21 protein-coding genes are annotated in these 25,724 nt (G+C 48.1%); all 21 read left to right on the forward strand.

Features of this window, described 5'->3' with window-relative positions:
• The first annotated feature begins 61 nt into the window (after positions 1–61).
• Positions 62–1,438, forward strand: a complete 1,377-nt coding sequence (gene rseP, locus ACR2PX_RS05485) for a sigma E protease regulator RseP (RefSeq protein WP_433998360.1) — start codon at positions 62–64, stop codon at positions 1,436–1,438.
• Positions 1,439–1,485: 47 nt separating this feature from the next.
• The gene (gene bamA, locus ACR2PX_RS05490) at positions 1,486–3,801 is read left to right on the forward strand and encodes an outer membrane protein assembly factor BamA (protein WP_433998377.1); all 2,316 of its coding nucleotides are present in this window, start codon (positions 1,486–1,488) and stop codon (positions 3,799–3,801) included.
• Positions 3,802–4,147: 346 nt separating this feature from the next.
• Positions 4,148–4,645: an OmpH family outer membrane protein gene (locus tag ACR2PX_RS05495; protein WP_433998361.1), complete on the forward strand. Its 498-nt coding sequence runs from the start codon at positions 4,148–4,150 to the stop codon at positions 4,643–4,645.
• 3 nt (positions 4,646–4,648) lie between these two features.
• A complete protein-coding gene (gene lpxD / locus ACR2PX_RS05500; protein ID WP_433998362.1) occupies positions 4,649–5,677 on the forward strand; it encodes a UDP-3-O-(3-hydroxymyristoyl)glucosamine N-acyltransferase in 1,029 nt (342 codons plus the stop codon).
• Between the two features lie 164 nt (positions 5,678–5,841).
• Positions 5,842–6,282, forward strand: coding sequence for a 3-hydroxyacyl-ACP dehydratase FabZ (gene fabZ / locus ACR2PX_RS05505; RefSeq protein WP_433998378.1), 441 nt, complete (start codon positions 5,842–5,844; stop codon positions 6,280–6,282).
• A gap of 50 nt (positions 6,283–6,332) precedes the next feature.
• Positions 6,333–7,100: an acyl-ACP--UDP-N-acetylglucosamine O-acyltransferase gene (gene lpxA, locus ACR2PX_RS05510; RefSeq protein ID WP_433998379.1), complete on the forward strand. Its 768-nt coding sequence runs from the start codon at positions 6,333–6,335 to the stop codon at positions 7,098–7,100.
• Positions 7,101–7,221: 121 nt separating this feature from the next.
• Positions 7,222–8,379, forward strand: coding sequence for a lipid-A-disaccharide synthase (gene lpxB, locus ACR2PX_RS05515; protein ID WP_433998363.1), 1,158 nt, complete (start codon positions 7,222–7,224; stop codon positions 8,377–8,379).
• Positions 8,366–8,992: a ribonuclease HII gene (rnhB, locus tag ACR2PX_RS05520; protein WP_433998364.1), complete on the forward strand. Its 627-nt coding sequence runs from the start codon at positions 8,366–8,368 to the stop codon at positions 8,990–8,992. The genes lpxB and rnhB overlap by 14 nt, the downstream gene beginning before the upstream one ends.
• A gap of 168 nt (positions 8,993–9,160) precedes the next feature.
• Positions 9,161–12,670 (forward strand): DNA polymerase III subunit alpha, encoded by a 3,510-nt coding sequence (gene dnaE, locus ACR2PX_RS05525; protein WP_433998365.1) that lies wholly within the window; start codon positions 9,161–9,163, stop codon positions 12,668–12,670.
• Between the two features lie 334 nt (positions 12,671–13,004).
• On the forward strand, positions 13,005–13,955 hold the full coding sequence (locus ACR2PX_RS05530) for an acetyl-CoA carboxylase carboxyltransferase subunit alpha (protein ID WP_433998366.1): 951 nt from the start codon (positions 13,005–13,007) through the stop codon (positions 13,953–13,955).
• Complete coding sequence (gene tilS, locus ACR2PX_RS05535; RefSeq protein ID WP_433998367.1) at positions 13,955–15,364, forward strand: tRNA lysidine(34) synthetase TilS; 1,410 nt, start codon at positions 13,955–13,957, stop codon at positions 15,362–15,364. Before ACR2PX_RS05530 ends, tilS begins: the two co-directional genes overlap by 1 nt.
• A gap of 139 nt (positions 15,365–15,503) precedes the next feature.
• The gene (locus tag ACR2PX_RS05540; protein WP_433998368.1) at positions 15,504–17,135 is read left to right on the forward strand and encodes a CTP synthase; all 1,632 of its coding nucleotides are present in this window, start codon (positions 15,504–15,506) and stop codon (positions 17,133–17,135) included.
• Between the two features lie 9 nt (positions 17,136–17,144).
• Positions 17,145–17,999 (forward strand): 3-deoxy-8-phosphooctulonate synthase, encoded by an 855-nt coding sequence (gene kdsA / locus ACR2PX_RS05545; protein WP_433998369.1) that lies wholly within the window; start codon positions 17,145–17,147, stop codon positions 17,997–17,999.
• A 551-nt stretch (positions 18,000–18,550) separates the two neighbouring features.
• On the forward strand, positions 18,551–19,843 hold the full coding sequence (gene eno / locus ACR2PX_RS05550) for a phosphopyruvate hydratase (protein ID WP_433998370.1): 1,293 nt from the start codon (positions 18,551–18,553) through the stop codon (positions 19,841–19,843).
• 186 nt (positions 19,844–20,029) lie between these two features.
• On the forward strand, positions 20,030–20,302 hold the full coding sequence (locus tag ACR2PX_RS05555) for a septum formation initiator family protein (RefSeq protein ID WP_433998371.1): 273 nt from the start codon (positions 20,030–20,032) through the stop codon (positions 20,300–20,302).
• Positions 20,303–20,529: 227 nt separating this feature from the next.
• Complete coding sequence (ispD, locus tag ACR2PX_RS05560; protein ID WP_433998372.1) at positions 20,530–21,264, forward strand: 2-C-methyl-D-erythritol 4-phosphate cytidylyltransferase; 735 nt, start codon at positions 20,530–20,532, stop codon at positions 21,262–21,264.
• Positions 21,264–21,767 (forward strand): 2-C-methyl-D-erythritol 2,4-cyclodiphosphate synthase, encoded by a 504-nt coding sequence (ispF, locus tag ACR2PX_RS05565; RefSeq protein WP_433998380.1) that lies wholly within the window; start codon positions 21,264–21,266, stop codon positions 21,765–21,767. The genes ispD and ispF overlap by 1 nt, the downstream gene beginning before the upstream one ends.
• A gap of 138 nt (positions 21,768–21,905) precedes the next feature.
• The gene (gene truD / locus ACR2PX_RS05570) at positions 21,906–22,964 is read left to right on the forward strand and encodes a tRNA pseudouridine(13) synthase TruD (protein WP_433998373.1); all 1,059 of its coding nucleotides are present in this window, start codon (positions 21,906–21,908) and stop codon (positions 22,962–22,964) included.
• Positions 22,942–23,688: a 5'/3'-nucleotidase SurE gene (gene surE, locus ACR2PX_RS05575; protein WP_433998374.1), complete on the forward strand. Its 747-nt coding sequence runs from the start codon at positions 22,942–22,944 to the stop codon at positions 23,686–23,688. Before truD ends, surE begins: the two co-directional genes overlap by 23 nt.
• A gap of 1 nt (position 23,689) precedes the next feature.
• Positions 23,690–24,358 (forward strand): protein-L-isoaspartate(D-aspartate) O-methyltransferase, encoded by a 669-nt coding sequence (locus ACR2PX_RS05580; protein ID WP_433998375.1) that lies wholly within the window; start codon positions 23,690–23,692, stop codon positions 24,356–24,358.
• 140 nt (positions 24,359–24,498) lie between these two features.
• Positions 24,499–25,434, forward strand: coding sequence for a DUF368 domain-containing protein (locus ACR2PX_RS05585; protein WP_433998376.1), 936 nt, complete (start codon positions 24,499–24,501; stop codon positions 25,432–25,434).
• Positions 25,435–25,724: the final 290 nt, after the last annotated feature.

A 25,724-nucleotide genomic window follows, 5' to 3' on the forward strand; every position in this document is an offset into this window, starting at 1 on the left:
CTGCTGTGTCAGTTCAGGCTAAGGTAGACAGGTGGGCGTACCGGAGGTTGGGTAGCGCGAAATGATATTTGGAACTTTGCAGACTTTTCTGGCCTTTGTCATAACGCTGGGGATTCTTGTCAGTATCCATGAGTTTGGACACTTTTGGGTGGCTCGTCGTTGTGGTGTCAAGGTGCTGCGCTTTTCTGTGGGTTTTGGTAAAGCTCTCTGGAGAAGAACCGATCGTCAGGGAACTGAATACGTCATTGCAGCCATCCCGTTGGGTGGTTATGTCAAGATGCTGGATGAGCGTGAGGGTCCAGTACCTGACGCTGATAAGGAGTTTGCGTTTAACCGTAAGCCCGTTCTTTCTCGTATTGCCATAGTAGCTGCAGGTCCTATTGCTAACTTCTTGCTGGCTATTGCTGCGCTCTGGCTGATGTATGTGCTGGGTGTTAAGACGGTTCTGCCACAGGTAGAAAAAGTACTACCTGATTCTCCTGCTGCTCTGGCAGGTATTCAGCCTGGTGATGAAATTGTACAGATTGGCTCTATAGAAACGCCTGGGTGGCAACAGGTTAATATGGAGCTTTTGTCGTTTATAGGTGAGAATCGTACCGTTGATGTTACGGTCAAGCCAGGTGTGCCAGGTCAGAAGCCAGATGGTAGTGAAGTCATCAGGCAGCTTCCCTTGAATAACTGGCTGGTGGGTGAAGAGGATCTGAACCCCATCAAATCCCTGGGTGTAGTTCCCTATTCGCCTCAGATACCTGCGATCGTGGGTCAGGTGGTTGCGGGTGGTGCTGCGGAACAGGCCGGTTTAAAGCCTGGTGACAAGATCCTTAAAACCAATGGTGAGCCTGTACAGGATTGGCTGGCATGGGTTAACCTGATTCGTGGTCATCCTGGTAAAACGCTGCAGATAGAAGTTGAACGAGATGGCAGTGTTCAGGGGCTCACCCTTATGCCGGGCGAGAAAGAAGTGGAAGGTCAGCGTGTGGGTTATATTGGTGCAGGAGTGCAGTCAGTCTCCTGGCCTGACGATATGACCAGGACCTTGCAGTTTAATCCTTTGTCCGCAGTTCCCAAAGCTGTTCAGGCGACGTCGGCCTTGACGGGAATGACTCTTGAGTCTCTGTGGAAGATGGTGAGGGGGCTGGTTTCAGTAAAAAACTTGAGCGGTCCCATTACCATTGCTAAAGTGGCTGGCGCATCCCTGCAATCAGGGCTGGAGAATTTTCTCTATTTCCTGTCTATGTTGAGCGTCAGTCTCGGGGTTTTGAATTTACTGCCTATTCCTGTGCTGGATGGAGGACACCTGTTGTTTTATCTGGTGGAATGGGTCAGGGGTAAACCTCTGTCTGAAAAGGCCCAGATGTTTGGGTTGAAAATTGGGGTGACTCTGGTGGTCAGTGTGATGATGCTGGCTCTTTATAACGACATAAGCCGGCTTTTCTGATGCGACTACCCAGAGTAAAAGATGAACACGGACTAAGAACGGATTCCATGAAGCGATCACTGTTGTCTCTGCTGATTGGCTCAATGGCCTATGCGTCAGGCGCCAACGCTTTTGTAGTGTCTGATATCCGGATTGATGGCCTGCAGAGGGTTTCAGCCGGAACGGTATTTAATTCATTGCCTATTGAAGTAGGGGATGATATTGAATCCGTGCAGATTTCCAGTGCAGCTAAATCCCTGTTCCGCACAGGGTATTTCAAAGATATTCAAATGGCCAGAGACGGTGACGTCCTGGTCATTTCAGTAATTGAGCGACCTTCAATCAGCGAGATCGTTATTAAAGGTAACAAAGCGATCAAGTCTGAAGACCTCAAGCAGGGCTTGAGTAAATCAGGCCTGGCAGAAGGTGAAATTTTTCAGCAGGCTACGTTGGAAGCCATTCGTCTGGAGCTGGAACGTCAATACGTTGCCCAGGGGCGATATGGGGCCAGTATCACTGCTGAAGTTGAAGCGCAGCCTCGTAACCGGATCAAGCTGACGATTAATGTTAAAGAAGGCAAGGTTGCCACTATTCAGCATATTAATGTTGTTGGTAATAGTGTCTTTCCGCAGGAAGATGTCGTCGATCTGTTTGAACTGAAAGAATCCGGATGGTTTTCTTTCTTCGGCTCCAGCGACAAGTATTCCAGAGAAAAGCTTTCTGGTGACCTGGAACGTCTGCGTTCTTATTATCTTGATCGTGGTTACATCAATTTTAATATTCGCTCTACTCAGGTTTCGATCAGTCCTGACAAGCAGAGCGTATTTATCACTGTCAACATTGATGAAGGTGATAAGTACACGGTCAGCGATGTTAAACTGGCCGGTGACCTGATTATCCCTGAAGATGAAGCAGAGATGTTGCTGCTGGCCAAGCCGGAGCAGGTCTTTTCCCGAAGGGTTATTACCACGACCGAGGAAATACTAAGCAGGCGCCTGGGTAACGAAGGTTATACCTTTGCCAATGTGACCGGTATTCCTACACCGGATCATGAAAAGAAAACAGTGTCTCTGACTTTCTTTGTTGACCCTGGTAAGCGTGCTTATGTGCGCAGAATTAATTTCTCGGGTAATACCAAGACTGAAGACGAAGTTCTGCGTCGCGAAATGCGTCAGATGGAAGGTGCATCAGCCAATACTCATAAGATCGAGCAGTCTAAAGTTCGTCTGGAAAGGCTGGGTTACTTCAAAGAGGTGAATGTTGAAACACCTCCGGTTCCCGGAACAAGTGATCTGATTGATGTGAACTATACGGTTGAAGAGCAGCCTTCGGGTAGTATCACGGCCAGTGTGGGTTACTCTCAGTCTGATGGTTTGCTGCTGGGTGGTTCTGTTAGTCAGAACAACTTCCTTGGCTCTGGTAATAAGGTATCTGTGGGTCTGAATAAGAGTGATGTCAGTCAGCTCTATAACTTCAGCTTCACCGATCCGTACTACACGGTTGATGGTGTGAGTCGTGGATTCAGTGTTTTCCATCGCTCATACGATTACAGTAATACCGATATTTCGAATTACGCCGCTGATACGACGGGCGCTAATGTCAACTTTGGTTATCCGATATCAGAAACTCAGTCTATCAGTATGGGGCTAGGTGTCGATGCGACCAGTATTAAAACGGGTACCGATACGCCAGATTACATTCTGGATTATCTGAAGGAAAACGGAGACAATTTCACGAACCTGAAGGCTACCCTTGGTTGGTCTGAGAGTGAATTGAACCGAGGGCTGTTGCCTACCCGTGGTTACTCCCAGAGTGCTTCTGCTCAGGTCACCATTCCTGGGTCAGATGTCAGCTTTTATAAGCTGATCTACAGAGGTCAGTACTTCCAGCCAATTACTCAATCATTGACGGGTCGGGTTTCTACCCGGGTTGGCTATATCGGTTCTTATGGTGATACCAGCGATATTCCATTCTTTGAGCATTTCTATGCAGGTGGCTTTGGTTCCGTTCGGGGTTACAAGGATAACTCTTTGGGTCCTAAGGCTAAGGAAAAGAATGGCAGTGATTACAACTCAATTGGTGGTGATCTGGTTATCGAGGGTACCGCTGAGATTCTCTTCCCATTGCCATTTGTGAAGGACCAGCGTTCGCTCAGAACCAGTCTGTTCTTTGACTTTGGTAATGTGTTTGATACCAGTTGTCCCAGTGGTGATATCAAGGACTGTTCAAAGCCTGATTTTGCCGAGTTGCGTTACAGTGCGGGTATTGGTCTGACCTGGATCACTCCGCTTGGTCCGCTGACCTTTAGTTTGGCTAAAGCGCTCAATCCTAAAGGCGAAGATGAGACTCAGGTGTTCGCATTCTCGCTGGGTACACCCTTCTAAAAGCATAAAAGCTGACCAGGTTTGTCCTGGTCAGCTTTCCGCTGTACTTCCCCATGATTTGACTCTTGATTCGGTTTGTTAAGACTATGATGTCATCTATGTGTTTTCCTGTATCAGGATTTCGGAACAATCGTTCAACTTATACAGATTGTGTAAAGGCAGTACAGCATTAAATAGATGCGATATAGTGTCTTTTCATTATAATGAGGCCAATCTCGCGTACTGCTCAGCTGGAACATCCGGAGATGTCTCAGAAACATGACTCGATGTTTCTGGTTTTAGAGTGTTTCTGGCTTATAGTTGTATGCTCTGGCTTGGACTTTGCCTTATTTTCAGGAGAATGAACTTGAAATCGATCAAACTGGCGTTTATAGCTTTGCTGCTGATGTCTCCATTGGCTCAGGCACAAAAGATTGCTGTTGTGGACTCAGAGATGGCTGTTCTTGAGTCAGACGCAGCCAAAAAATATGCCAAAGAAGCTGAAAAGCTGTTTGCTCCAAAGATCAAACTGTTGAAATCCCTTCAGGACGAAATCAAGGGACTGGAACAAAAACTCCAGAAGGACGGTCCTACGTTGACAGATGGACAGCGTGAGAATCGTCAGCTTGAGATCAAGAGAAAGTTTGAAGATCTTCAGCTTCAGGATCGTCAGCTGCGTGGTGAAAAAGCTCGTTCTGACCAGGCTGAGCTGGGCAAGATGAGACCAAAACTTGAAAAGGCCATCGATGAAGTCTCTAAAGAGCAGAACTATGATCTGGTTCTGGAGCGTGGTGCTGCTCGTTTCGTGAAGCCTGAATTGGACATCACCCGTAAGGTGATTGAGCGTATGAACAAGTTGAAGTGATCCATGAAGCAATCTTTTTCCTATACCCTGTCTGAGCTGGCTGAGAGGGTAGGTGCTGAACTTAAGGGTGATGCAGGGGAGCAGATCTCTGGGTTAAATACCCTTCAGGATGCAACTGCTGGAGAGTTGGCTTTCCTCGCCAACCCAGCTTATGCTCGCTACCTGGAGAATACAGGTGCGAGTGCTGTCATTCTGATTCCTGCTCAGGCTGAAGCCTGGGCGGGAAATGCGCTGATTCTGGATAATCCCTATTTGGGGTATGCCTCCCTCTCTCATCTGTTTGATACAGACAGGGGGCAACCAGAAGGGGTTCATTCCACTGCTGTTCTGGCTGAAGATGTTCAGATTCATCCTACGGCCGCTATCGGTCCGGGAGTGGTGGTCGAATCTGGAGTCCAGATTTCACAAGGTGTCAGAATTGATGCCGGTGCGATCATTGGGCATGATTCCGTGATCGGCGAAGGCAGCCATATCTGTCGGAATGTGACGGTATGCCACGGCGTGTTTATTGGTAAGCGCAGTATTATTCATGCCAATGCAGTGATTGGGGCAGATGGGTTTGGTAATGCCCGTTCTGATGGTCAGTGGCATAAAATTGCTCAGATTGGCGGCGTTATTATTGGTGATGACGTTGAGATTGGCTCTTGTGCCTGTATTGATCGTGGCGCACTGGGCGATACAGTGATTCATGATGGTGTCAGGATCGATAACCTTGTGCAGATTGCTCATAATGTTGTTATAGGCAAGCACACGGCTATTGCAGCTAATGTGGGTATTTCCGGTAGCACGAAAGTGGGGGAATACTGCACTATAGCCGGAGCGTCCGGGCTTGCAGGCCATATTACTATTGCTGATCATGTGCATCTGTCTGGAATGGCAATGGTCACCAAATCTATAACCCGTTCAGGGGCTTATGCGTCTGGAACTGGGCTTATGGATGCGGGTGAATGGCGCAAGAATGCTGTTCGGTTTCGCAAGCTGGATGATATGGCTAAGCGCCTGAAGCAGTGTGAACGCCGACTCGAAGATTGAAAACGCGTTTTAAAGCTTTTTGATTGTCCCTATAAAAGAGCTTCGTACAAAAGGCTGGTTTTCCAGCCTTTTGTTGTAAATAAGCAGGTGTTCAACGTAATCAGAAGGGGCGGGTGCTTGGTAGCTTCCAGGTCTCTGCTGATAACTTTATAGAGTTGAATGACATGATCAATATTGAGGAAGTTCAGTCCATATTGGCTCACCGCTATCCTTTTCTTCTGATTGACAGAGTGGTTTCTGTGGATCTGGAGAAGAATGTGATTGAATGCCTTAAGAACATTACGGTCAATGAGCCCCAGTTTACCGGCCACTTTCCTGATCATCCCATTATGCCGGGGGTTCTTTTGATCGAGTCTATGGCTCAGGCTGCCGGTATTCTGGGCTATCAAATGAAAGTCAGGCAGGAAGAAGACAAAAGTATCTACTATTTTGCAGGTGCTGATAAGGTTCGTTTCCGTCTGCCCGTAGTGCCTGGTGACCAAGTGTTGCTTAGGGCGAAATTTGTGGCCATGAAAAGAAATATCTGGAAATTCACCTGTGAAGGACAGGTTGATGGTAAGATAGCCTGCTCTGCTGAAATAACCTGTGCAAGAAAGGAACTTTAGTCTTGATTGATTCCCGTTCCAGCCTAGAATCAAATGCTGTTAAAGATGAGTTGATCCATCCAACAGCAGTCATCGATCCGAGTGCTGTTCTGGCGCCGGACGTAAAGGTCGGACCCTATGCTGTTGTCGGTGCAAATGTTGAAATTGACTCTGGAACAGAAATTAATGCCCATGCTGTCATTAAGGGCCATACCAAAATCGGCAGAAATAACCGAATTTTCCAATTTGCCAGTGTCGGTGAAGATTGCCAGGATCTGAAATACGCCGGTGAAACCACCTGGCTGGAAATTGGTAATAATAATGTCATCCGTGAAGGTTGTACGATTCATCGTGGTACGACTCAGGATCAAGCGATTACCAAAATAGGCAGTAATAATCTGCTGATGGCTTATGTTCATGTTGCTCATGACTGCATCGTCGGTAATGACATTATTATGGCTAATAATGCTACCCTGGCGGGTCATGTGAGAGTGGGGGACGGGGTTATCCTGGGAGGATTTTCCACTGTTCACCAGTTCTGTGTCATCGGCGATTACAGTATGAGTGCTGCTCATACTGCCATCTTCAAGGACGTGCCTGCTTTTGTGATGGTCAGCGGTAACCCGGCCAAAGCTCATGGCATGAACTTTGAGGGAATGAGGCGCCGTGGTTATAGCCCGGATCTGATCCGTGAATTGCGTCAATGTTACAAGCTTATCTACCGACAAGGCTTACGTACCAATGAAGCGCTTGATCGTCTTGAGTCTATGGAAAAACAGCCTGAAATACAGTTGCTGATTGATTCTCTTAAAGCATCGACACGCGGCATTACTCGCTGATTCTGGTAAACTGTCCTTCCTGCCCGCCACCTCTGATCCAGTGCTTCATCGTATTTTTTCCGTCGGCTCAAAGGTGGTATCTGCAGGGGTGTCCTGCATCTTCAAAGGTGAATAAATAGGAATGTCCAGAACATTGTCATTTGCTCTGGTGGCCGGGGAGGCCTCAGGCGATATCCTGGGGGCAGCCCTGATCAGGGAGATCAAGGCTCATCATCCTGATGCCCGTTGCTACGGTATTGGCGGTCCGTTGATGATCGCTGAGGGGTTTGAAAGCCTTTTTCCTATGGAGCGGCTTTCGGTGATGGGGCTTGTTGAAGTTCTGGGGCGCCTGAAAGAGCTACTGGGTATTCGTAAGCAACTGAAAGAAACCTTTGTGTCAGAAAAACCGGATGTATTTATTGGAATAGATGCGCCCGATTTCAATCTGCCATTGGAAAAGTTCCTTAAATCCAACCAGATACCGACGGTTCATTATGTGAGTCCTCAGGTCTGGGCATGGAGAGAAGGGCGGCTGAAGAAGATCAGGCGATCTGTTGATCATATGCTGGCACTCCTGCCGTTTGAAGCTGATTATTATCAGGGTCATGGGGTCCCCGTTACTTTTGTCGGTCACCCTCTGGCTGATCAGGTGGCATGGGAGCCGGATCCTTTAGAAGCCCGACGTACATTGGGTATTGAAGAAGAGGGGGCGGTCGTCGCTCTATTGCCCGGTAGCCGAAAAGCGGAAGTAGCGCGTTTGGGCGATCTGTTTTTAAAAACAGCTCGTTTATTGAAGAAGGATCATCCCGATATTCGATTTCTGATTCCCTGTGCTAGTGAGAAAAGAAAGCTGCAACTGTTGCCCATGCTGGAAAGCTTTTCGGATCTGGATGTGACGGTTGCAGTGGGTAAAGCTTCCCAAATGATGGCGGCTGCCAATGCCATTTTGATAGCATCAGGGACAGCAACTCTTGAAGCAGCGTTGCATAAAAGACCTATGGTCATCAGTTATCGAATGGCGTCATTAAGTTTTACTATTCTCAGTCGTTTGGTGAAGGTGGAGCATGTTGGACTCCCCAACTTATTGGCTAGTAAGCCTTGCGTGCCAGAGCTGTTACAGGATGACGCAACGCCAGAAAAACTCTATGAAGCTATGACGCAAGCGCTTGATGACCAGGTTTGGCGTAATCACCTGGTTCAGGAGTTTACAGAGATTCATAAAACGCTTAAGCGCGATGCCAGTGCTCTCGCGTACCAGGCGGTTATGTCGGTAGTAGGAAAATACGATGCAACAGAATGAGATGGATTTTTTTGCTACTCCCGGTGCTGTGACGCTGGTTTGCGGCGTTGACGAAGTGGGTCGAGGGCCGCTCTGTGGTCCCGTGGTAACAGCCGCTGTCATACTGGATCCTGAAAACCCCATAGCCGGCTTAAATGATTCCAAGAAACTGTCGGAAAAAAAACGGGATATACTCTTTGATGAGATCAAAGAGAAGGCTCTGTCGTGGTCCATTGGACGGGCCGAAGTGGAAGAAATTGATGAGCTGAATATTCTCCATGCCACTATGCTGGCTATGCAAAGAGCGGTTGAAGGGCTTTCTGTAAAGCCGGAATTGGCGCTGATTGATGGCAATCGTTGCCCGGAACTGTCTTGTGCTGCTGAGGCGGTGATCAAAGGTGATGGTCGTGTTCCAGTGATCGGTGCGGCGTCCATTCTTGCGAAAGTTACCCGTGATCGAGAGATGGCAGAGCTGGAAAAACAGTATCCAGGTTATGGCATTGGAGGTCACAAAGGCTATCCCACCAAAGTGCATATGGATGCACTGAAAAAGCTCGGAGCGACTCCGATCCATCGTCGCTCTTTCAAGCCTGTTCGAGAGGCGCTGGAAGCTTCAGAGATTCTTGAGTCCTGAGGCTATCTGGCACGTACTGGCTGTCTCGCATTTTATCTAATGCTGATGAATCAGTCGTTTATTGCAGTTTTCATTCGCTAAAACCCTTTCTTGATGATGCAGGGCTGGCAGATCGCTGAGCTCTGTTGTTAAAATCAGGGATTACCTTCAGTTGGTCTACCTTCTCTCATGCCTGCACGTTTCATACATCTGAGACTTCATTCAGAATTTTCCCTGAGCGATGGTCTGGTTCGCATCAAGCCCCTGATCAAGGCAGTTGGAGAGCAGGGCTTGCCTGCTGTCGCTGTCACAGACCAGTCGAACCTCTGCTCCCTGGTAAAGTTTTATAACGGTGCACAAGGTGCGGGCATTAAACCCATTAGTGGTGCTGATCTCTGGGTGACGAACATTGACCCGGCCCTTGAGCCTGTGAGAATTGTGCTTCTTTCCATGAACGAGAAAGGCTATAGAAATCTCACGGAACTGATTTCCCAGTCTTTTCTTGAGAATCAGGTTCATGGTAAGGCAGTAGTAAAAAGGGAGTGGGTTCAGGAAAAGTCGGAGGGCTTGATCGCCCTTTCTGCGGCTAAAGATGGGGATGTCGGGCAGGCAATCCTAAGTGGTAATGAAGCCTTGGCAGGAGAGCTGCTGACCGAGTGGATGGAAGCATTTCCAGGGCGTTACTACCTTGAGCTCCACAGAACGTCTCGTGCTGGTGATGAGCAGTGCCTGCATGGTTCAATTGCCCTTGCTGAAAAATATGATTGTCCGGTGGTGGCTACCAACGATGTAATGTTCATCAAAAAGGAAGACTTTGAGGCCCATGAAGCCCGTGTCTGTATTGGTGAAAGCTCAACGCTGGACGATCCTCGCCGGATCAAGCGTTACAGTGAAGAACAGTATCTGAAAACAGAAGAAGAGATGTGCGAGCTCTTCTCTGACATCCCTGAAGCCCTTGAGAATTCCGTTGAGATTGCTCGTCGTTGTTCGGTTTATGTACACCTGGGTGAGTACTTTCTGCCAGAATTCCCCATCCCAGAGGGGATGACAATGGACGAATTCTTCAGAAAGTTCTCCCATGATGGTTTGACTGAGCGTTTGCAGTCCATTCTTGATCCTGCAGATCCGGAATATGCCAGTAAAGAGCAAGAGTATCGTGATCGTCTGGACTTTGAACTCAATATCATTCTCCAGATGGGTTTTCCGGGTTACTTTCTGATCGTAATGGACTTTATCCAGTGGTCAAAAACCAATGGTATTCCGGTAGGTCCGGGGCGTGGTTCCGGTGCAGGTTCTCTGGTGGCTTACGCCCAGAAAATTACTGACCTTGATCCCATTGAGTACGATCTCCTGTTCGAGCGATTCCTGAATCCTGAGCGGGTATCCATGCCGGATTTTGATGTCGACTTCTGTATGGATGGTCGAGACCGGGTGATCGACTACGTAGCCAGAACTTATGGCCGTGATGCGGTGTCCCAGATTATCACTTTCGGTACCATGGCGGCTAAAGCTGTGGTCAGGGACGTTGCCAGGGTGCAGGGCAAATCCTATGGTCTGGCTGACCGGCTCTCAAAGATGATTCCGTTTGAGATCGGTATGACCCTGAGTAAGGCTTACGAACAAGAAGCCATGATCAGGGATTTTCTGGATGTCGATGAAGATGGCAAAGAAATCTGGGAGATGGCCCTTAAGCTCGAAGGGGTCACTCGAAATGTCGGTAAGCACGCCGGTGGCGTAGTCATAGCCCCCACCAAGCTGACAGATTTTGCACCGCTGTATTGTGATGAGACGGGCGGTGGTGTAGTCACTCAGTTTGATAAAAATGATGTGGAATCAGCCGGTCTGGTGAAGTTTGACTTCCTGGGTCTGAGAACGCTGACCATCATCGACTGGGCTCTGAAAATGATCAATCCCCGTCGTCAGCAGCGTGGCGAGTCTGAGCTCGACATCATGATGATCGATCTGGAGGATAAGTTCTCCTACGACATGCTCAAACGAGCTGAAACCACGGCAGTTTTCCAGCTTGAATCCCGGGGTATGAAAGATCTGATCAAGCGCCTGCAGCCCGACTGCTTTGAAGATATTATCGCGCTTGTGGCTCTGTTTCGTCCGGGGCCGTTGCAGTCGGGGATGGTAGACAACTTCATCAACCGTAAACACGGTCGGGAAGAGCTCTCCTACCCGGATGCCCAGTATCAGCATGAATGGCTTCAGCCGATTCTTCAGCCCACCTACGGCATTATACTGTATCAGGAGCAGGTTATGCAGATTGCCCAGGTGTTGGCGGGTTATACCCTGGGTGGTGCGGACATGCTGCGTCGTGCTATGGGTAAGAAGAAACCTGAAGAGATGGCTAAGCAGAGGAGTATTTTTGAAGAGGGGGCTATCGGTCAGGGGATTGATGGCGAACTGGCTATGAAAATCTTCGACCTGGTGGAGAAGTTTGCCGGGTATGGTTTTAACAAATCTCACTCTGCTGCCTATGCTCTGGTCTCCTACCAAACCCTCTGGTTGAAAGCTCATTATCCTGCTGAGTTCATGGCTGCTGTGATGAGCTCTGATATGCAGAACACCGACAAAGTGGTGACCTTCATTGAAGAATGTCGCGAGATAGAGCTGACAGTATTGCCGCCTGACGTAAACAGCGGTGATTATATGTTCGGAGTTAATGATGACGGGCATATTGTTTATGGTCTTGGCGCAATCAAGGGGGTGGGTGAAGGACCTATTGAATCCATTGTTGAAGCCAGAAAGTCCGGTGGTCCCTTTAAAGATCTGTTTGATTTCTGTGAGCGTGTTGATGCAAAGAGCATTAATAAGCGGGTTCTTGAGGCTTTAATTCGCTCTGGTGCTGTGGATCTGCTAGGTCCCGTTCCAGGCAAAAAGTCGCGATACAACTTTAATCGTGCGGTATTGGAATCCAGTCAGCCAGAGGCCATCAAAGCGGCCGATCAGGCTGCGAAAAGCTTTGATTCGGGTCATACGGATCTATTCGGTGCCTTGGTTCCAGCGGGTGAAGAGAAGGTCTACGACAAGTATGGCAATGTCGAAGAGTGGACGGATAAAGTCAGGCTGGGGGGAGAAAAGGACACTCTGGGTCTGTATCTTACCGGCCATCCTATTGATGAATACGAGCATGAGATCAAGCATTTTATTCGCAACCGCATAAGGGATCTTCAGCCTGCCAGAGGTGAAAGTCAGAACATAGCCGGATTAGTGGTGGCTATGCGCACCATGAAAAACAAGCGCGGCGATAAAATGTGTTTTGTTACATTGGATGATCGTACTGGGCGGATAGAAGTTTCTATTTTTGCGGATGTCTATGAGCAATGTCAGGCGTTAATCAAATTGGATACGGTGATTGTTTTTGAAGGAGAGGTTAGCTTTGATGACTACTCCGGTATGCTTAAGGTCAGAGCCAAGAAAGCACTCAACTTGATCGATGCCCGAAGCTACTACGCCCGAAGGCTGCTGCTGGATTTGAGCTGTCATCAGGTGGATAGAGAGTTCCATTCCAAAATGTCTGGGTTGCTGGGTCAGCACCCAGGTCGTCTGCCCGTACAAGTCAATTATTCCCGAGAAGATGCCTCTGCCAGCCTCCAGTTGGGCGAGCAGTGGAACGTAAGTCCAAGTGATGAGCTGGTGCAGGGTATCAAGCAATGGCTGGGTAAAGAATCCGCCAAAGTAGAATATCAGTAACGGACGCTTACGCTTTTTAACTCGACATATTGATCGCTTTTACGTATTTTTCTTGACAAATTTATCTGAAAAGCAACTTTCGATGAAATGGCAGCAATCTTGCCGTTGAAGGCTGCTTTTCATTCGCTCGGGCCTGCAGGTCGAAATTGACGTAACTCCGGCAGGCCCACTGAAGGCATTTTTGATTATTTAGCGCCTGAGGTCCTCTGAGAACACTTAGATGGCTTCAATGCGATGAGTCAGGTCGGTTTATTTGGGTGAGCTGTTTATTCCAGAGAATCTGGCTGGCCTGTTGCCATTGTGTTGCTGATGCTGAACTCTTGAAGTGGAATCTATGAACCCGAACTATCTGGATTTTGAACAGCCGATCGCTGAGTTGGAAGCAAAGATCGAAGAGCTGAGATTGGTCAGTAGCGATGCCGAACTGAATATTACTGATGAAATCAGCCGTCTGCAGGACAAATGCAAAACCCTGACTGAACAGATTTTCTCTGATCTCTCTGCCTGGCAGGTAGCTCAGCTCTCAAGGCATCCGCGTCGTCCCTATACCCTGGATTACATTCAGTATCTGTTCACCGAATTTGATGAATTGCATGGTGACAGGCACTTTGCCGATGATCCTTCCATTGTGGGGGGCATTGCTCGATTTAATGGTCGCCCTGTGATGGTAATTGGCCATCAGAAAGGCCGTGAGATCAAGGAGAAAGTGCTTCGTAACTTTGGCATGCCTAAGCCTGAAGGTTATCGTAAGGCCTGTCGCCTGATGGAAATGGCTGAACGTTTTAAAATGCCTATTATGACTTTCATTGATACGCCAGGAGCCTATCCGGGAATTGGTGCAGAAGAGCGTGGTCAGAGTGAAGCTATTGCCTACAACCTGTCAGTCATGTCCCGCCTGAAAGTTCCTATTATTGCCACTGTTATCGGTGAAGGTGGTTCCGGTGGGGCATTGGCAATTGGTGTTTGTGACCAGTTGTTAATGTTGCAGAATTCTATCTACTCAGTGATTTCTCCGGAAGGTTGCGCTTCTATTCTATGGAAGAAATCGGAATACGCTTCGACTGCGGCTGAAGCCATGGGTGTGACAGCCTCTCGCTTGAAGGAGCTGGGTCTGGTTGATCGTCTGGTTTCAGAACCCCTGGGTGGTGCTCACACTCATCCAGAAATCATGGCTTCCGCTCTGGGGGTTGCTCTGGAAGAGGAGCTTCAGAAGTTAGAGACTATGGATGCTGATACGCTTGTTGAAAGTCGTTATAAGCGAATCAGGGATTACGGCGCTGTCTGATGGCGGATCAGCCTTCCGTGAAACAAAAGCATTTGAAAAAATCTTTCATTCCGTCCGGGGATGAAAGATTTTTTGCGTTAAAAGATCACTTTTCTGAACAAATCAAAACCATAGCCGGGCAACCGGTGGTGGTTGCCTTCAGTGGTGGTGTTGATTCTACGGTTCTTCTTCACTTGCTGGTGTCTCTGCGACAAGAAGAAGGCATTGAAACCCTTTCTGCTCTTCATATACATCACGGACTCAGTGATAACGCTGACTCGTGGGCACAGCATTGTCGGTCTCTTTGTGATCGATGGCAGGTCCCTCTGGAGGTTGTCAGAGTGACCCTTGAGCAATCCTCTGATATTGAGCAACAAGCTCGTGATGCTCGTTACGCCGTTTTTGAAGAGTGCCTGCCAAAAGGTGGTTGTCTGCTGATGGGGCATCATCAGGATGATCAAGCGGAAACAGTCCTTTTTAGGCTGCTTAGAGGCAGTGGGTTGGATGGGGTAGCGGGGATGCCTGCCTTAAGGGAGTTAGGTGATGGGGTTTTATTAAGACCGTTACTTAATGTGTCCAGGCAAGCCATTGAAAATTATGCTGAAAATCATGCTCTGGTGTTCATCGAAGATGAATCTAATCAGGATCAGAGGTTTCGTCGTAACTTTCTCAGGCACAACCTCATGCCGCAAATCGAGGCTGTCTGGCCTGGTGTTGCATCACGCCTTGCACAGTTCTCAGAAGATGTTTCGGACGCTAACCAGCTCATCCTGGAGCAGACTGAGAAGTATGCTCAGGTGATTATCCAGGCGCCTCCTTCCTGTCTTTGGGGGAATCGCACCATTGTTGATTTGGAGTCGTTGAAGCAGATTGATGCAGCGGCTGCCCGAAAGGTGGTTCGGTATTGGTTGGCATCCCATCAGGTCAAGATGCCTGATAGAGCTCGATTGAGGTGTATATTCTCAGATCTGATTGATGCGGCTCAGGATGCAGAGCCTGTTATCGATATTAATCGTTTTCAGTTACGCCGCTTTTCGGGAAAATTAGTCCTTCTTCGTCAGCAGGCGATTACCCAAGGAAAAGAGTTTGAGTGGTACTGGGATCGGGATCGAGCCATTGAATTGCCCGGTTCAGGGGGGTGCTTGTCTTTCGGTGAAGAAGGAAGTATTCTTCTCCCGGATGGGCCTCTGCGCGTTGTTTTCAGATCTCAGATTCCCACCAGCTTGAAGGTGGCTGTGTCTGGTCGTAAAGGCCGAAAAAGCATTAAGCGCTGGTTGCAGGACTACAGGGTTCCCCCTTGGGTCAGAGACATTGTACCGTTTGTATTTCAGGGTGATGAGCTGGTTGCACTGCCGGGTGTTTTTGTGACCAAATCGTATGCCTGTGAACCCGGTTTGGGCAAAAACTTGTCCTGGGAGCCTGACTTTTGAAGTCGCTTGCTCATGCTTTAGCGAAACTTTTTGAGCATTTTTGCAGTATGTGTTTTACGTTCAGTGGCTGTTTTGGTATCCTGATCTCCCATCTTGAGTATTCATTTTTTCACCCCGCATTAAGAGCCAGCAGATACTAATGACGCGTTATATTTTCGTCACGGGCGGTGTTGTTTCCTCATTGGGCAAAGGCATCGCATCGGCTTCCCTCGCAGCAATCCTTGAGGCACGAGGCCTTAAGGTTACGATGCTCAAACTGGATCCCTATATCAATGTCGATCCAGGCACCATGAGCCCGTTCCAACATGGTGAAGTCTTTGTTACTGAAGATGGCGCTGAGACCGATCTCGATCTAGGCCATTATGAGCGCTTTGTGCGCACAACCATGAAACAGGGTAATAACTTTACTACTGGCAGAATTTATCAGGATGTTCTTCGCAAGGAGCGTCGTGGTGATTATCTGGGCGGTACTGTACAGGTTATCCCTCACATTACCGATGAGATTAAGCGCCGTGTTGTTCAGGGTGCCGGTGATGCTGATATTGCCATGGTTGAAATTGGTGGAACCGTTGGTGATATCGAGTCCCAGCCTTTCTTGGAAGCTATTCGTCAGTTGAAGGTAGAGTTGGGTTCTTCCCGGGCTTTGCTGATGCACCTGACCCTGGTGCCTTATATCAAGACAGCAGGCGAAACCAAAACCAAACCGACCCAGCACTCTGTTAAGGAGTTGCGTTCTATTGGTCTTCAGCCAGACATTCTTGTGTGCCGCAGTGAGCAGTTTATTGAAGCCTCTGCACGCCGTAAGATCTCTCTGTTCACCAATGTGGAAGAGCGGGCAGTTATCTCGCTGGAAGACGCAGATACGATCTACAGAATTCCTCAGATGCTGCATGAGCAGGGTCTGGATCAGATTGTAGTGGAGAAGTTTGGTCTCGATACTCCGGCTGCAGATCTTTCTGAATGGTCTGATGTGGTTGATCGGGACACTCATCCTGAGCATGAAGTGACCATTGCTATGGTTGGTAAATACATGGAGCTTCTGGATGCTTATAAATCCCTGATCGAAGCGGTTCGCCATGCGGGATTGAAAACCCGTACCAAGGTTAATATCCGCTACGTTGACTCCGAGTTGCTGGAGCAGGAAGGACTGAGCCGCCTTGAGGGTGTCAGTGCCATTCTGGTTCCTGGTGGTTTTGGTCACCGTGGTGTTGAGGGCAAGATTCAGGCTGTTCGCCATGCCCGTGAAAACAAGATTCCTTATCTGGGAATCTGCCTGGGTATGCAGGTGGCTGTGATCGAGTATGCTCGTAACAAAGCCGGCCTTGAAGGTGCCAATAGTTCCGAATTTGACCAGAACTCTGATCATCCGGTTATTGGTCTGATTACCGAGTGGTTGTCTTCCGATGGTGCCAAAGAGACTAGGACAGAAGCTTCTGATCTCGGTGGAACCATGAGACTGGGTGCCCAGAATTGTAACCTTGTTGCAGGTACTCACGCTCACGCTGCTTATGATGCTGATGTTATTACAGAGCGTCATCGCCATCGTTATGAAGTGAATAACAATTATCTTGAGCCCCTGCAGAATGCCGGTCTGGTGATCTCAGGTCGCTCTGAAGATAATGCACTGGTGGAAATGGTGGAAGTGAAAGAGCACCCCTGGTTTGTGGCCTGTCAGTTCCATCCGGAATTCACGTCGACCCCCAGAGATGGCCATCCGCTCTTCAAGTCTTTCATTGAGGCGTCTCTGAACTACCAGACGCAACAGGATTGAGGAAGCAGTATGTCTGAACAGAAAGTGGTTTCTGTTGGCTCTATTCAGGTGGCCAACGACAAGCCTTTCGTGCTGTTTGGTGGCATGAATGTGCTGGAATCCCGTGATATGGCCATGAAAGTGGCTGAGCACTATGTTGCTGTGACAGAAAAGCTGGGAATTCCCTATATTTTCAAGGCTTCTTTTGACAAGGCTAATCGCTCTTCTATCCATTCCTATCGTGGACCGGGTATGGAAGAAGGTCTGAAGATCTTTCAGGAGTTGAAAGAAACCTTTGGTATGCCAGTGATTACCGATGTTCATGAAGTTCACCAGTGTCAGCCAGTCGCTGAAGTTGTGGATGTCATTCAGCTGCCTGCCTTTCTGGCTCGTCAGACTGATCTGGTGTATGCCATGGCCAAAACCGGAGCAGTGATTAACATCAAGAAGCCTCAGTTCCTGAGTCCTTCGCAGATGGGTAACATTGTTGACAAGTTTTCCGAGGCGGGCAATGAGCAGGTGATTCTCTGCGAGCGTGGTTCTTCTTTTGGTTACGATAACCTGGTAGTCGATATGCTCGGCTTTCGTACCATGAAAGACGTCAGCGGTCAGTCTCCAGTTATTTTTGACGCTACTCATGCGCTTCAGTGCAGAGATCCTATGGGAGCCGCATCTGGTGGTCGTCGTCATCAGGTAGCTGAATTGTCTCTGGCGGGTATGTCGACCCGTCTGGCAGGCTTATTTCTGGAAGCTCATCCTGATCCCGACTCAGCGCGTTGTGACGGTCCTTCAGCTTTGCGTCTGTCACAGCTGGAAGGTTACCTGGGTCAGATAAAAGCTTTAGATGACCTGATTAAGTCCATGCCTGAGCTGGATACGCATTGATTGAGGTTGTGAGCTTCAATTAATGTAAAAAAAACCGCCGCACTCCGGCGGTTTTTTTGTAATAAAAAATCAGTTTAATGTAAACGGAGGGTTCTGATCTGAAGTGTGGTTCGATTCATGAATCACAGACATTGTTCTGAAGTTGTTATCTGTTTTTCATCGCTGTGATATCAACGGGTTGCGCTGAATTCAGATGTTAATGTTTGCGCCTTCGGTGTTGCTATGTGCAATAGTTGATAACCCGCTCGGAGTTGGTATAGTGGCCGCATTGCAACGTCTGGGAAGCTTAAAACAGTCCTATTGGATAATGGCACTGGCTCGTTAGATCAGTACTATTATCCAATCAGGCTGAGATTGATGGATTCATCAAATGAAAGTTTGAAGATTCATCGGTCTGCAGGATGATCCCTCACTGTCCGATCCGGTCGGGCATATTTCCCTTCATAGACGATTGTGTTGTGGAAAATATTTTGTCTTGCAGGACTTATGTCAGAACGTGACGCAAAGTATTTTTCATTGGCTATCGGCATTTGTGTAGAGAGAAAGCTATCATGGCAAAAATTGTTGAAATCAAAGGCCGCGAAATCATGGATTCTCGCGGTAACCCAACCGTAGAAGCCGACGTGATCCTGGAATCTGGTGCCATGGGTCGTGCTGCTGCACCTTCAGGTGCATCGACAGGTTCCCGTGAAGCTCTGGAGTTGCGTGATGGAGACAAGTCTCGCTACCTGGGTAAGGGTGTCCTGAAGGCGGTTGCCAACATCAATGGTCCTATTCGTGAAGCTCTGCTGGGTCGTGTTGCAGCCGATCAGCGTGGTCTTGATCTGGCGATGATCGAGCTGGACGGAACCGAGAACAAAAGTGTTCTGGGTGCTAATGCCATTCTGGCAGTTTCCCTGGCAGCAGCCAAAGCCGCCGCCGTTGATAAGAATATTCCTCTGTACCAGCACATTGCCGATTTGAACGGTACTTCCGGTCAGTTCTCTATGCCTGTTCCCATGATGAACATCTTGAACGGTGGTGAGCATGCTGATAACAACGTTGATATTCAGGAGTTCATGGTTCAGCCAGTAGCGGCGAAGACTTTTGCTGAAGGTCTGCGTATTGGTGCTGAAGTCTTCCATGCTCTGAAGAAAGTGCTGTCTGCCAAAGGTCTGAATACAGCTGTGGGTGATGAAGGTGGCTTTGCGCCAAACCTGGCTTCTAACGCTGATGCACTGGCTGTGATCAAAGAAGCTGTTGAAGCCGCTGGCTACAAGTTGGGCACTGATATCACTCTGGCTATGGACTGTGCTGCTTCCGAATTCTACGTGGATGGTCAGTACAACATGAAGGGTGAAGGCAAAATCTTCTCCTCTAACGAATTCTCTGATTACCTGGCCAAGCTGACTGAAGAGTATCCAATCATTTCTATTGAAGATGGTCTGGATGAGTCCGACTGGGATGGTTTCAAATACCAGACAGATATTCTGGGTGACAAGATCCAGATCGTTGGTGACGACCTGTTTGTGACCAACACCAGGATCCTCAAAGAGGGTATCGAAAAAGGTGTTGCTAACTCTATCCTGATCAAGTTCAACCAGATCGGTTCCCTGACCGAAACTCTTGAAGCGATCAAGATGGCTAAAGGTGCGGGTTACACGGCTGTCATCTCTCACCGTTCCGGTGAAACTGAAGATGCGACCATTGCTGACCTGGCTGTAGGTACTGCCGCAGGCCAGATTAAGACCGGTTCCCTGTGTCGCTCTGATCGTGTTTCCAAATATAACCAGTTGCTGCGTATTGAAGAAGAGCTGGGCGGCAAAGCTCCATACCGTGGCCTGGCTGAATTTAAGCGTGCCTGAAACGTTATTTAAATAACGTACCTAAAGGGGGAGACTTTTAAAGTCTCCCTTTTTTGTTGCAATGACCCGCAGTTTTATCGTCAAACTTTCTTTCCGGCCCAGATAATCTTATTTTTTACGTTTTGCCCGTGGGCACACTTTTCAGTCTTTGATAGACTCAATTGCTGAAAACAATGAGTGACTCAGATGCGAAAGCTGGTGCATACATTTCTGCTACTGGCACTGGTAGCCCTTCAGATTCATCTCTGGATGGGGGAGGGCAGTGTGGCTGAAATGGTAGCGATCAAAAAACAGATTGATCTACAGGACCGGGAAAATGACCGCTTGTATCGGCGAAATCGATTACTCGCTACCGAAGTCATTGAGTTGCAAAATGGCTTACAAACACTTGAAGAGCAAGCTCGTCTGGATTTGGGAATGATCAAGAAAGATGAAACATTTTATCTGATCTATGACTGATGGTTCCTGCTGATTTCCAGGCTGGGAGCCTGATTGAGAATAGGCAGGTCGTTCTACTGCATTTTAATCTTGATCACTATCCTCGGTCCGCCTTCTAGAGAAAGTACCACTACTCCAGTCTTAACAGCTATTTTTAGTGTTCGGGGCAAGTGGTATGTGTGATTTGTAACTGTTTGATTCATATCCTGTTAGCATCAGGTTTCTTATGACCTTTCGTAGGTGGCAATGTGAGTACTGCGAGAAATCCTCATAAACCCCGTTTTTGGGCAATTGTTCCTGCCGCAGGCGTGGGTCGTCGCATGGGGAGTGAAATTCCCAAACAGTACCTTGAAATTCATGGTCGCACCTTGATGGAGCACACACTGGAGCGCCTCCTGGGTTTTACTGCCCTGGAAAAAATAGTGGTTGTTATTGGTGCCGAAGATGAATTCTACAAGGAAATAGAGCTGCTAAGGGATTCTCGAATTACGTTGGTTCAGGGGGGCGATGAACGCTACCTCTCCGTATTAAATGGGCTTAAAGCATTATCCGAACTGGCTGATGCAGAAGACTGGGTTATGGTTCACGATGTGGCCAGGCCCTGTATCCGGCATTCTGACCTTGAATGGCTGGTCAAACAACTATCAGGGCACACTATTGGCGGCTTACTGGGTATGCCGGTAAGAGACACGATGAAGCGTACCTCTTCATTGGGAGAGGTGTCAGAGACAGTTGACAGAGATGCGCTATGGCATGCCCTGACACCGCAGATGTTTCGTATGAAGCTACTGTATGATGCCTTGAAGAAAGCGCTGGATGACAAGATGCCCGTCACAGATGAAGCCAGTGCTATAGAATATGCTGGCTTCAAACCTCTAATGGTGGAAGGGCATAGCGATAATATTAAGGTGACCCGTGGGGCTGATCTGGCGTTGGCAGCCTTGTATATTCAACAGCAAGCCAAACTGATTGAGACAGTATGATGCGAATAGGTCATGGTTTTGATGTTCATCGATTTTCAGATGAAGCAACAGCAAACGCTCAAGTGATATTGGGTGGAGTCGGTATCGATTACAGTCACTCATTGTTGGCTCATTCCGATGGTGATGTCCTTCTGCATGCCGTCTGTGATGCGTTGCTGGGGGCTGCAGCTCTGGGTGACATAGGTCAACATTTTCCTGATACGGATCCGAGGTATAAAGGGATCGACAGTCGACAGCTGCTCAGGCACGTGGTGGCATTAGTTCATGAAAACGGGTATCAGGTTGTCAATGTCGATAGCACCATTGTTGCCCAGGCACCCAAAATGGCTCCCCATATTCCCGCCATGCGAGAAAACATTGCCAGAGATTTGCAGGTTCAAACTGGCGCCGTGAATGTAAAAGCAACCACCACAGAAAAGCTGGGCTATACCGGTCGTAAGGAAGGTGTGGCAGTCCATGCGGTTGTTCTTTTGGGTACTTCTCAGTTGCTCGATACCCTTTGACCCTAAACTGGGTTCCATCTTCAAATGTATTGAGCTGGTTAAAAGGACAGGATCCCCGGGACGTCAGGATTTTACCGGTTTAAAGCTCAATTCATCTCTCTGGATCAGTGCGCGTTCTACTTAAAAGATTATTGCTTAATGAATCAAGTTTCTTATACACCAGACTGGGCCTATGCCTGGAGTGGACCTTTGGGGCAATGTTCCTTCAAATCATTGCCTGATGACTTCATTGTTGAAGAAGAATTACCCTTCGTTCCCGATGGTGAAGGAGAGCATGCCTATATTAATCTTCAAAAGACAGGTGAAAACACCGACTGGGTGGCAGGGCAGCTGGCTCGATTTGCTGGTGTGAAACGCTCAGCAGTCAGTTACGCAGGCCGTAAAGATCGACACGGAATTACACGGCAGTGGTTTAGTGTGTGGCTGCCAGGACAAGATTCTCCTGAATGGTCTGAGCTGAACAGTGATGTTCTGGAAGTCATCGATGCCACTCGGCATGGTAAAAAACTTAAGACGGGTGCACTGAAGGGTAATCGTTTCATAATAACGTTAAGGGATGTGGGCGTATCTCACGAATTGCTGGAAGAGCGTTTGAATCAGATTGCCACTCAAGGCGTACCTAACTATTTTGGAACGCAACGATTTGGCCATGAAGGCGTCAATATTGATCGTTCATTGTTGATGTTTTCTGGAAGCTTCAAAGCTCATAGAAACAAGCGCTCAATCTATTTGTCTGCAGCACGTTCCTGGTTATTTAATCAGGTGCTTTCAGAGCGAGTGGGTCAGGAGAACTGGACTCACTATCTTGAGGGTGACATTCCTGGATTTCAGGACAGCGGTAGCTTGATACTGCGTGATCACGATGAAGATCTTATGGCAAGGATAGCAACGGGTGAGGTTTCTCTTACTGCTCCTATGTGGGGTAGAGGGGAGTTGCTTTCCGGGGCTGATTGCAGAAAGATGGAAGAAGAGATCGCAGCTCGAAACCTTTTATTGTGCGAAGGTCTAGAGAGAGAAGGTTTAAAGCAGGAGAGAAGGGCAATCAGGTTAGTTCCTGTCTCCATGGGCTGGCATTGGCTGTCAGACGACTCTATCAAGCTTGAATTTTCTTTGCCTAAAGGCTGCTTTGCAACTGCAGTATTGAGGGAAGCTTTGGAGTGTATTGAGGGAAGGTTTGATGAGAATACTGCTAAGTAATGATGATGGTGTTGCAGCCAGTGGGCTGGCAACCCTTTATAACTCGCTGGAAGGCATTGGTGAGAGAATTGTCTATGCCCCTGACAGAAATAGCTCGGGTTTGAGCAGTTCCTTGACTTTGGGGCGACCTCTTAGGGTTACCGAGCATTCCAATGGTTTTTACAGTGTTGATGGTACGCCGGCTGACTGTGTTCACCTGGCAGTTAATGCGTTGCTGGAAAACGAGCCCGATGTCGTTGTCTCCGGGATCAATCATGGAGCGAACCTCGGAGATGATGTTCTCTACTCAGGGACTGTAGGTGCAGCTCTTGAAGGCCGTTTCATGGGTTTGCCGGCCATTGCTGTTTCTGCTTGTGGTAAGAGTGAGCAGAGTTTCTTAACGGCAGGGCGAGTAGTCAGAGATTTGCTGCTCAGGTTCGAGTCGTTATCCCTACCGTTAGGGACCCTATTGAATGTGAACGTTCCCGATTTATCCTATGAGCAAATAAAAGGACTCGCAGTCACACGGCTGGGGCACAGGGAAAGGGCTGAAAAACCGGTTAAAGTGCTTGATCCAAGAGGTAAGCCTGCTTATTGGATTGCTCCGGTTGGTAAGGAGCAGGATGCGGGTGAAGGAACTGATTTTCATGCCATTGCAAAGGGTTTTGTTTCGGTGACCCCTCTGCAGTATGACCAGACTCATCATGCAACACTGTCTCAGCTTAGTGACTGGCTGGGCAGCTGATATGAGAGATGTTGATATCCATGGCATAGGCATGACTTCCCGGAGAACCCGGGATCGTTTGATACAGCGACTCAAGGATCAGGGAATAAAGTCTCCGGAAGTGCTGGAGGTGATTCGAACGACGCCCAGGCATTTGTTTGTTGATGAAGCGCTTTCTCACAGAGCTTACGAAGATACGGCTTTGCCCATCGGCTTTGGGCAGACTCTGTCTCAGCCTTATATAGTAGCGAGAATGACAGAGGCGCTATTGGCTGGAGGGACTCTTGAAAGAGTGCTCGAAATCGGTACTGGATCAGGGTATCAGGCAGCAGTTCTTTCACCGCTGGTAAAAAAAGTGTATTCCGTTGAGCGTATTAAAGCGCTCCATGAGCGTTCGCGAAAGCTTCTCAGGACACTTTCCATTCGTAATGTTCAGCAGAAGTTAAACGACGGCGGATCAGGGTGGTCAGTGATGGAGCCCTTTGATGGAATCATCGTAACGGCTGCGCCTGACCAGATTCCAGAAGAGCTGTTGCAACAGCTGTCTGAAGATAATGGTCGTCTCATTATTCCCGTTGGTGATCGGGGTGTTCAGGATTTATTGCTGATCACCCGACAGGGAGATACCTTCAAGAGAGAAATTCTTGAAGCAGTTCGCTTTGTGCCATTACTGGATGGGGTACAGAAGTAATACAGTTCTGGGAGCCTGACCGAGAATCGATAGGTCGGCCTCCTGATCTTTAAAGGTTGTAAGTCTGGCAGATAAGTCTGGAATGGTAGACCGGTGTATTACTCTAATTGTTTCCTAAACAGAATAAGACAGGTTGGATCATGTCAAAAATGAAAGAAGGCCTGGGCATTCTGCTCAGGGGAATGGCTATGGGGGCTGCGGATGTGGTTCCCGGTGTTTCGGGTGGAACGATTGCATTTATCACCGGGATTTATGACCGCCTTCTAAATGCGTTAAAGAGTATTAATCCTGCATTATTGGTAAAACTCAAATCTGAAGGTGTGGCTGCATGCTGGAAGCACATCGATGGAAGCTTCCTTGTTTTGTTGTTTGGAGGAGTACTGCTCAGTATTCTGAGCTTTGCTCATATTATTACCTTCCTGCTGGGTACTTATCCTGAAGTTATCTGGTCTTTCTTTTTTGGTCTGATACTGATTTCCGGTATTCACATGCTGAGGCAGATCAAGCATTGGAGTGCTTTGGCTGGGGCGCTTCTCGTGTTGGGTTGTAGTGCTTCCTACTTAATCGGGACACTGACGCCTTCCAGTTTGACTCCCTCCTATCTCATGCTGTTCTTTGCGGGCTGTATCGCTATCTCTGCTATGATCCTGCCAGGTATTTCAGGCAGCTTTATCCTACTGCTGATGGGGCTTTATCCAGCGGTTCTGGCTGCCGTTAAAGGACTGGATATAGTAGTGCTGGCAATATTTGGTTCGGGTTGTGTAGTCGGCTTGCTGACTTTTTCACATGTTTTGTCGTGGCTGTTAAGACATCATCGTGATCTGGCGTTATCTCTTCTTACCGGTTTGATGTTGGGTGCTTTGGGGAAGGTATGGCCATGGAAAGAAACCCTTGAAACGAGAATGAACAGCTCCGGTCAGGAAGTTCCTTTCCTGGAAAGGAATATTTCGCCATGGGCCTATGAAGCTCTGACCGGTCAGTCTGCTTATTTAATGCCTTCTATAGCCGTTATGATTTTTGGTGTTCTGCTGGTGGTTCTCTTGGAGAAATTTGGCAGTAAGTTTTCTCAGGACTGAATTCGAGCAGGTTTTTATTTGTTCGTAGCTGTTGATTGGTTTCAGAAAGTCCTTTATACACTTTCGTAAAGGACTTTTCGAAAGAGTTTACTAAAGCTTTCCAGTCTCTGACTCCAGATTGTTCTCAAGCATCTACTTCATCCTGTCGACTGCGTTGATGAGACATTTTTTTGGCCCTTTTACAGGTTGGCTGATCATTTTTGGGCCTCCTGCCTGATTTTTAGATAGAGATAATCAAGATCATTGTAACCACATGCCTTGTATATTATCCGCTTGATGACACCATTGAA

It is taken from the genome of Endozoicomonas sp., from assembly GCF_051008435.1.
Classification (GTDB): domain Bacteria; phylum Pseudomonadota; class Gammaproteobacteria; order Pseudomonadales; family Endozoicomonadaceae; genus Endozoicomonas_A.

What these genes read in the sequence shown, in the direction of transcription:
- rseP (WP_433998360.1), top strand. Translation starts at nt 62, where the DNA reads ATGATATTTGGAACTTTGCAGACTTTTCTGGCCTTTGTCATAACGCTG.
- bamA (WP_433998377.1), top strand. Translation starts at nt 1,486, where the DNA reads ATGAAGCGATCACTGTTGTCTCTGCTGATTGGCTCAATGGCCTATGCG.
- lpxD (WP_433998362.1), top strand. Translation starts at nt 4,649, where the DNA reads ATGAAGCAATCTTTTTCCTATACCCTGTCTGAGCTGGCTGAGAGGGTA.
- fabZ (WP_433998378.1), top strand. Translation starts at nt 5,842, where the DNA reads ATGATCAATATTGAGGAAGTTCAGTCCATATTGGCTCACCGCTATCCT.
- lpxB (WP_433998363.1), top strand. Translation starts at nt 7,222, where the DNA reads ATGTCCAGAACATTGTCATTTGCTCTGGTGGCCGGGGAGGCCTCAGGC.
- rnhB (WP_433998364.1), top strand. Translation starts at nt 8,366, where the DNA reads ATGCAACAGAATGAGATGGATTTTTTTGCTACTCCCGGTGCTGTGACG.
- dnaE (WP_433998365.1), top strand. Translation starts at nt 9,161, where the DNA reads ATGCCTGCACGTTTCATACATCTGAGACTTCATTCAGAATTTTCCCTG.
- ACR2PX_RS05530 (WP_433998366.1), top strand. Translation starts at nt 13,005, where the DNA reads ATGAACCCGAACTATCTGGATTTTGAACAGCCGATCGCTGAGTTGGAA.
- tilS (WP_433998367.1), top strand. Translation starts at nt 13,955, where the DNA reads ATGGCGGATCAGCCTTCCGTGAAACAAAAGCATTTGAAAAAATCTTTC.
- ACR2PX_RS05540 (WP_433998368.1), top strand. Translation starts at nt 15,504, where the DNA reads ATGACGCGTTATATTTTCGTCACGGGCGGTGTTGTTTCCTCATTGGGC.
- kdsA (WP_433998369.1), top strand. Translation starts at nt 17,145, where the DNA reads ATGTCTGAACAGAAAGTGGTTTCTGTTGGCTCTATTCAGGTGGCCAAC.
- eno (WP_433998370.1), top strand. Translation starts at nt 18,551, where the DNA reads ATGGCAAAAATTGTTGAAATCAAAGGCCGCGAAATCATGGATTCTCGC.
- ACR2PX_RS05555 (WP_433998371.1), top strand. Translation starts at nt 20,030, where the DNA reads ATGCGAAAGCTGGTGCATACATTTCTGCTACTGGCACTGGTAGCCCTT.
- ispF (WP_433998380.1), top strand. Translation starts at nt 21,264, where the DNA reads ATGCGAATAGGTCATGGTTTTGATGTTCATCGATTTTCAGATGAAGCA.
- truD (WP_433998373.1), top strand. Translation starts at nt 21,906, where the DNA reads ATGAATCAAGTTTCTTATACACCAGACTGGGCCTATGCCTGGAGTGGA.
- ACR2PX_RS05580 (WP_433998375.1), top strand. Translation starts at nt 23,690, where the DNA reads ATGAGAGATGTTGATATCCATGGCATAGGCATGACTTCCCGGAGAACC.
- ACR2PX_RS05585 (WP_433998376.1), top strand. Translation starts at nt 24,499, where the DNA reads ATGTCAAAAATGAAAGAAGGCCTGGGCATTCTGCTCAGGGGAATGGCT.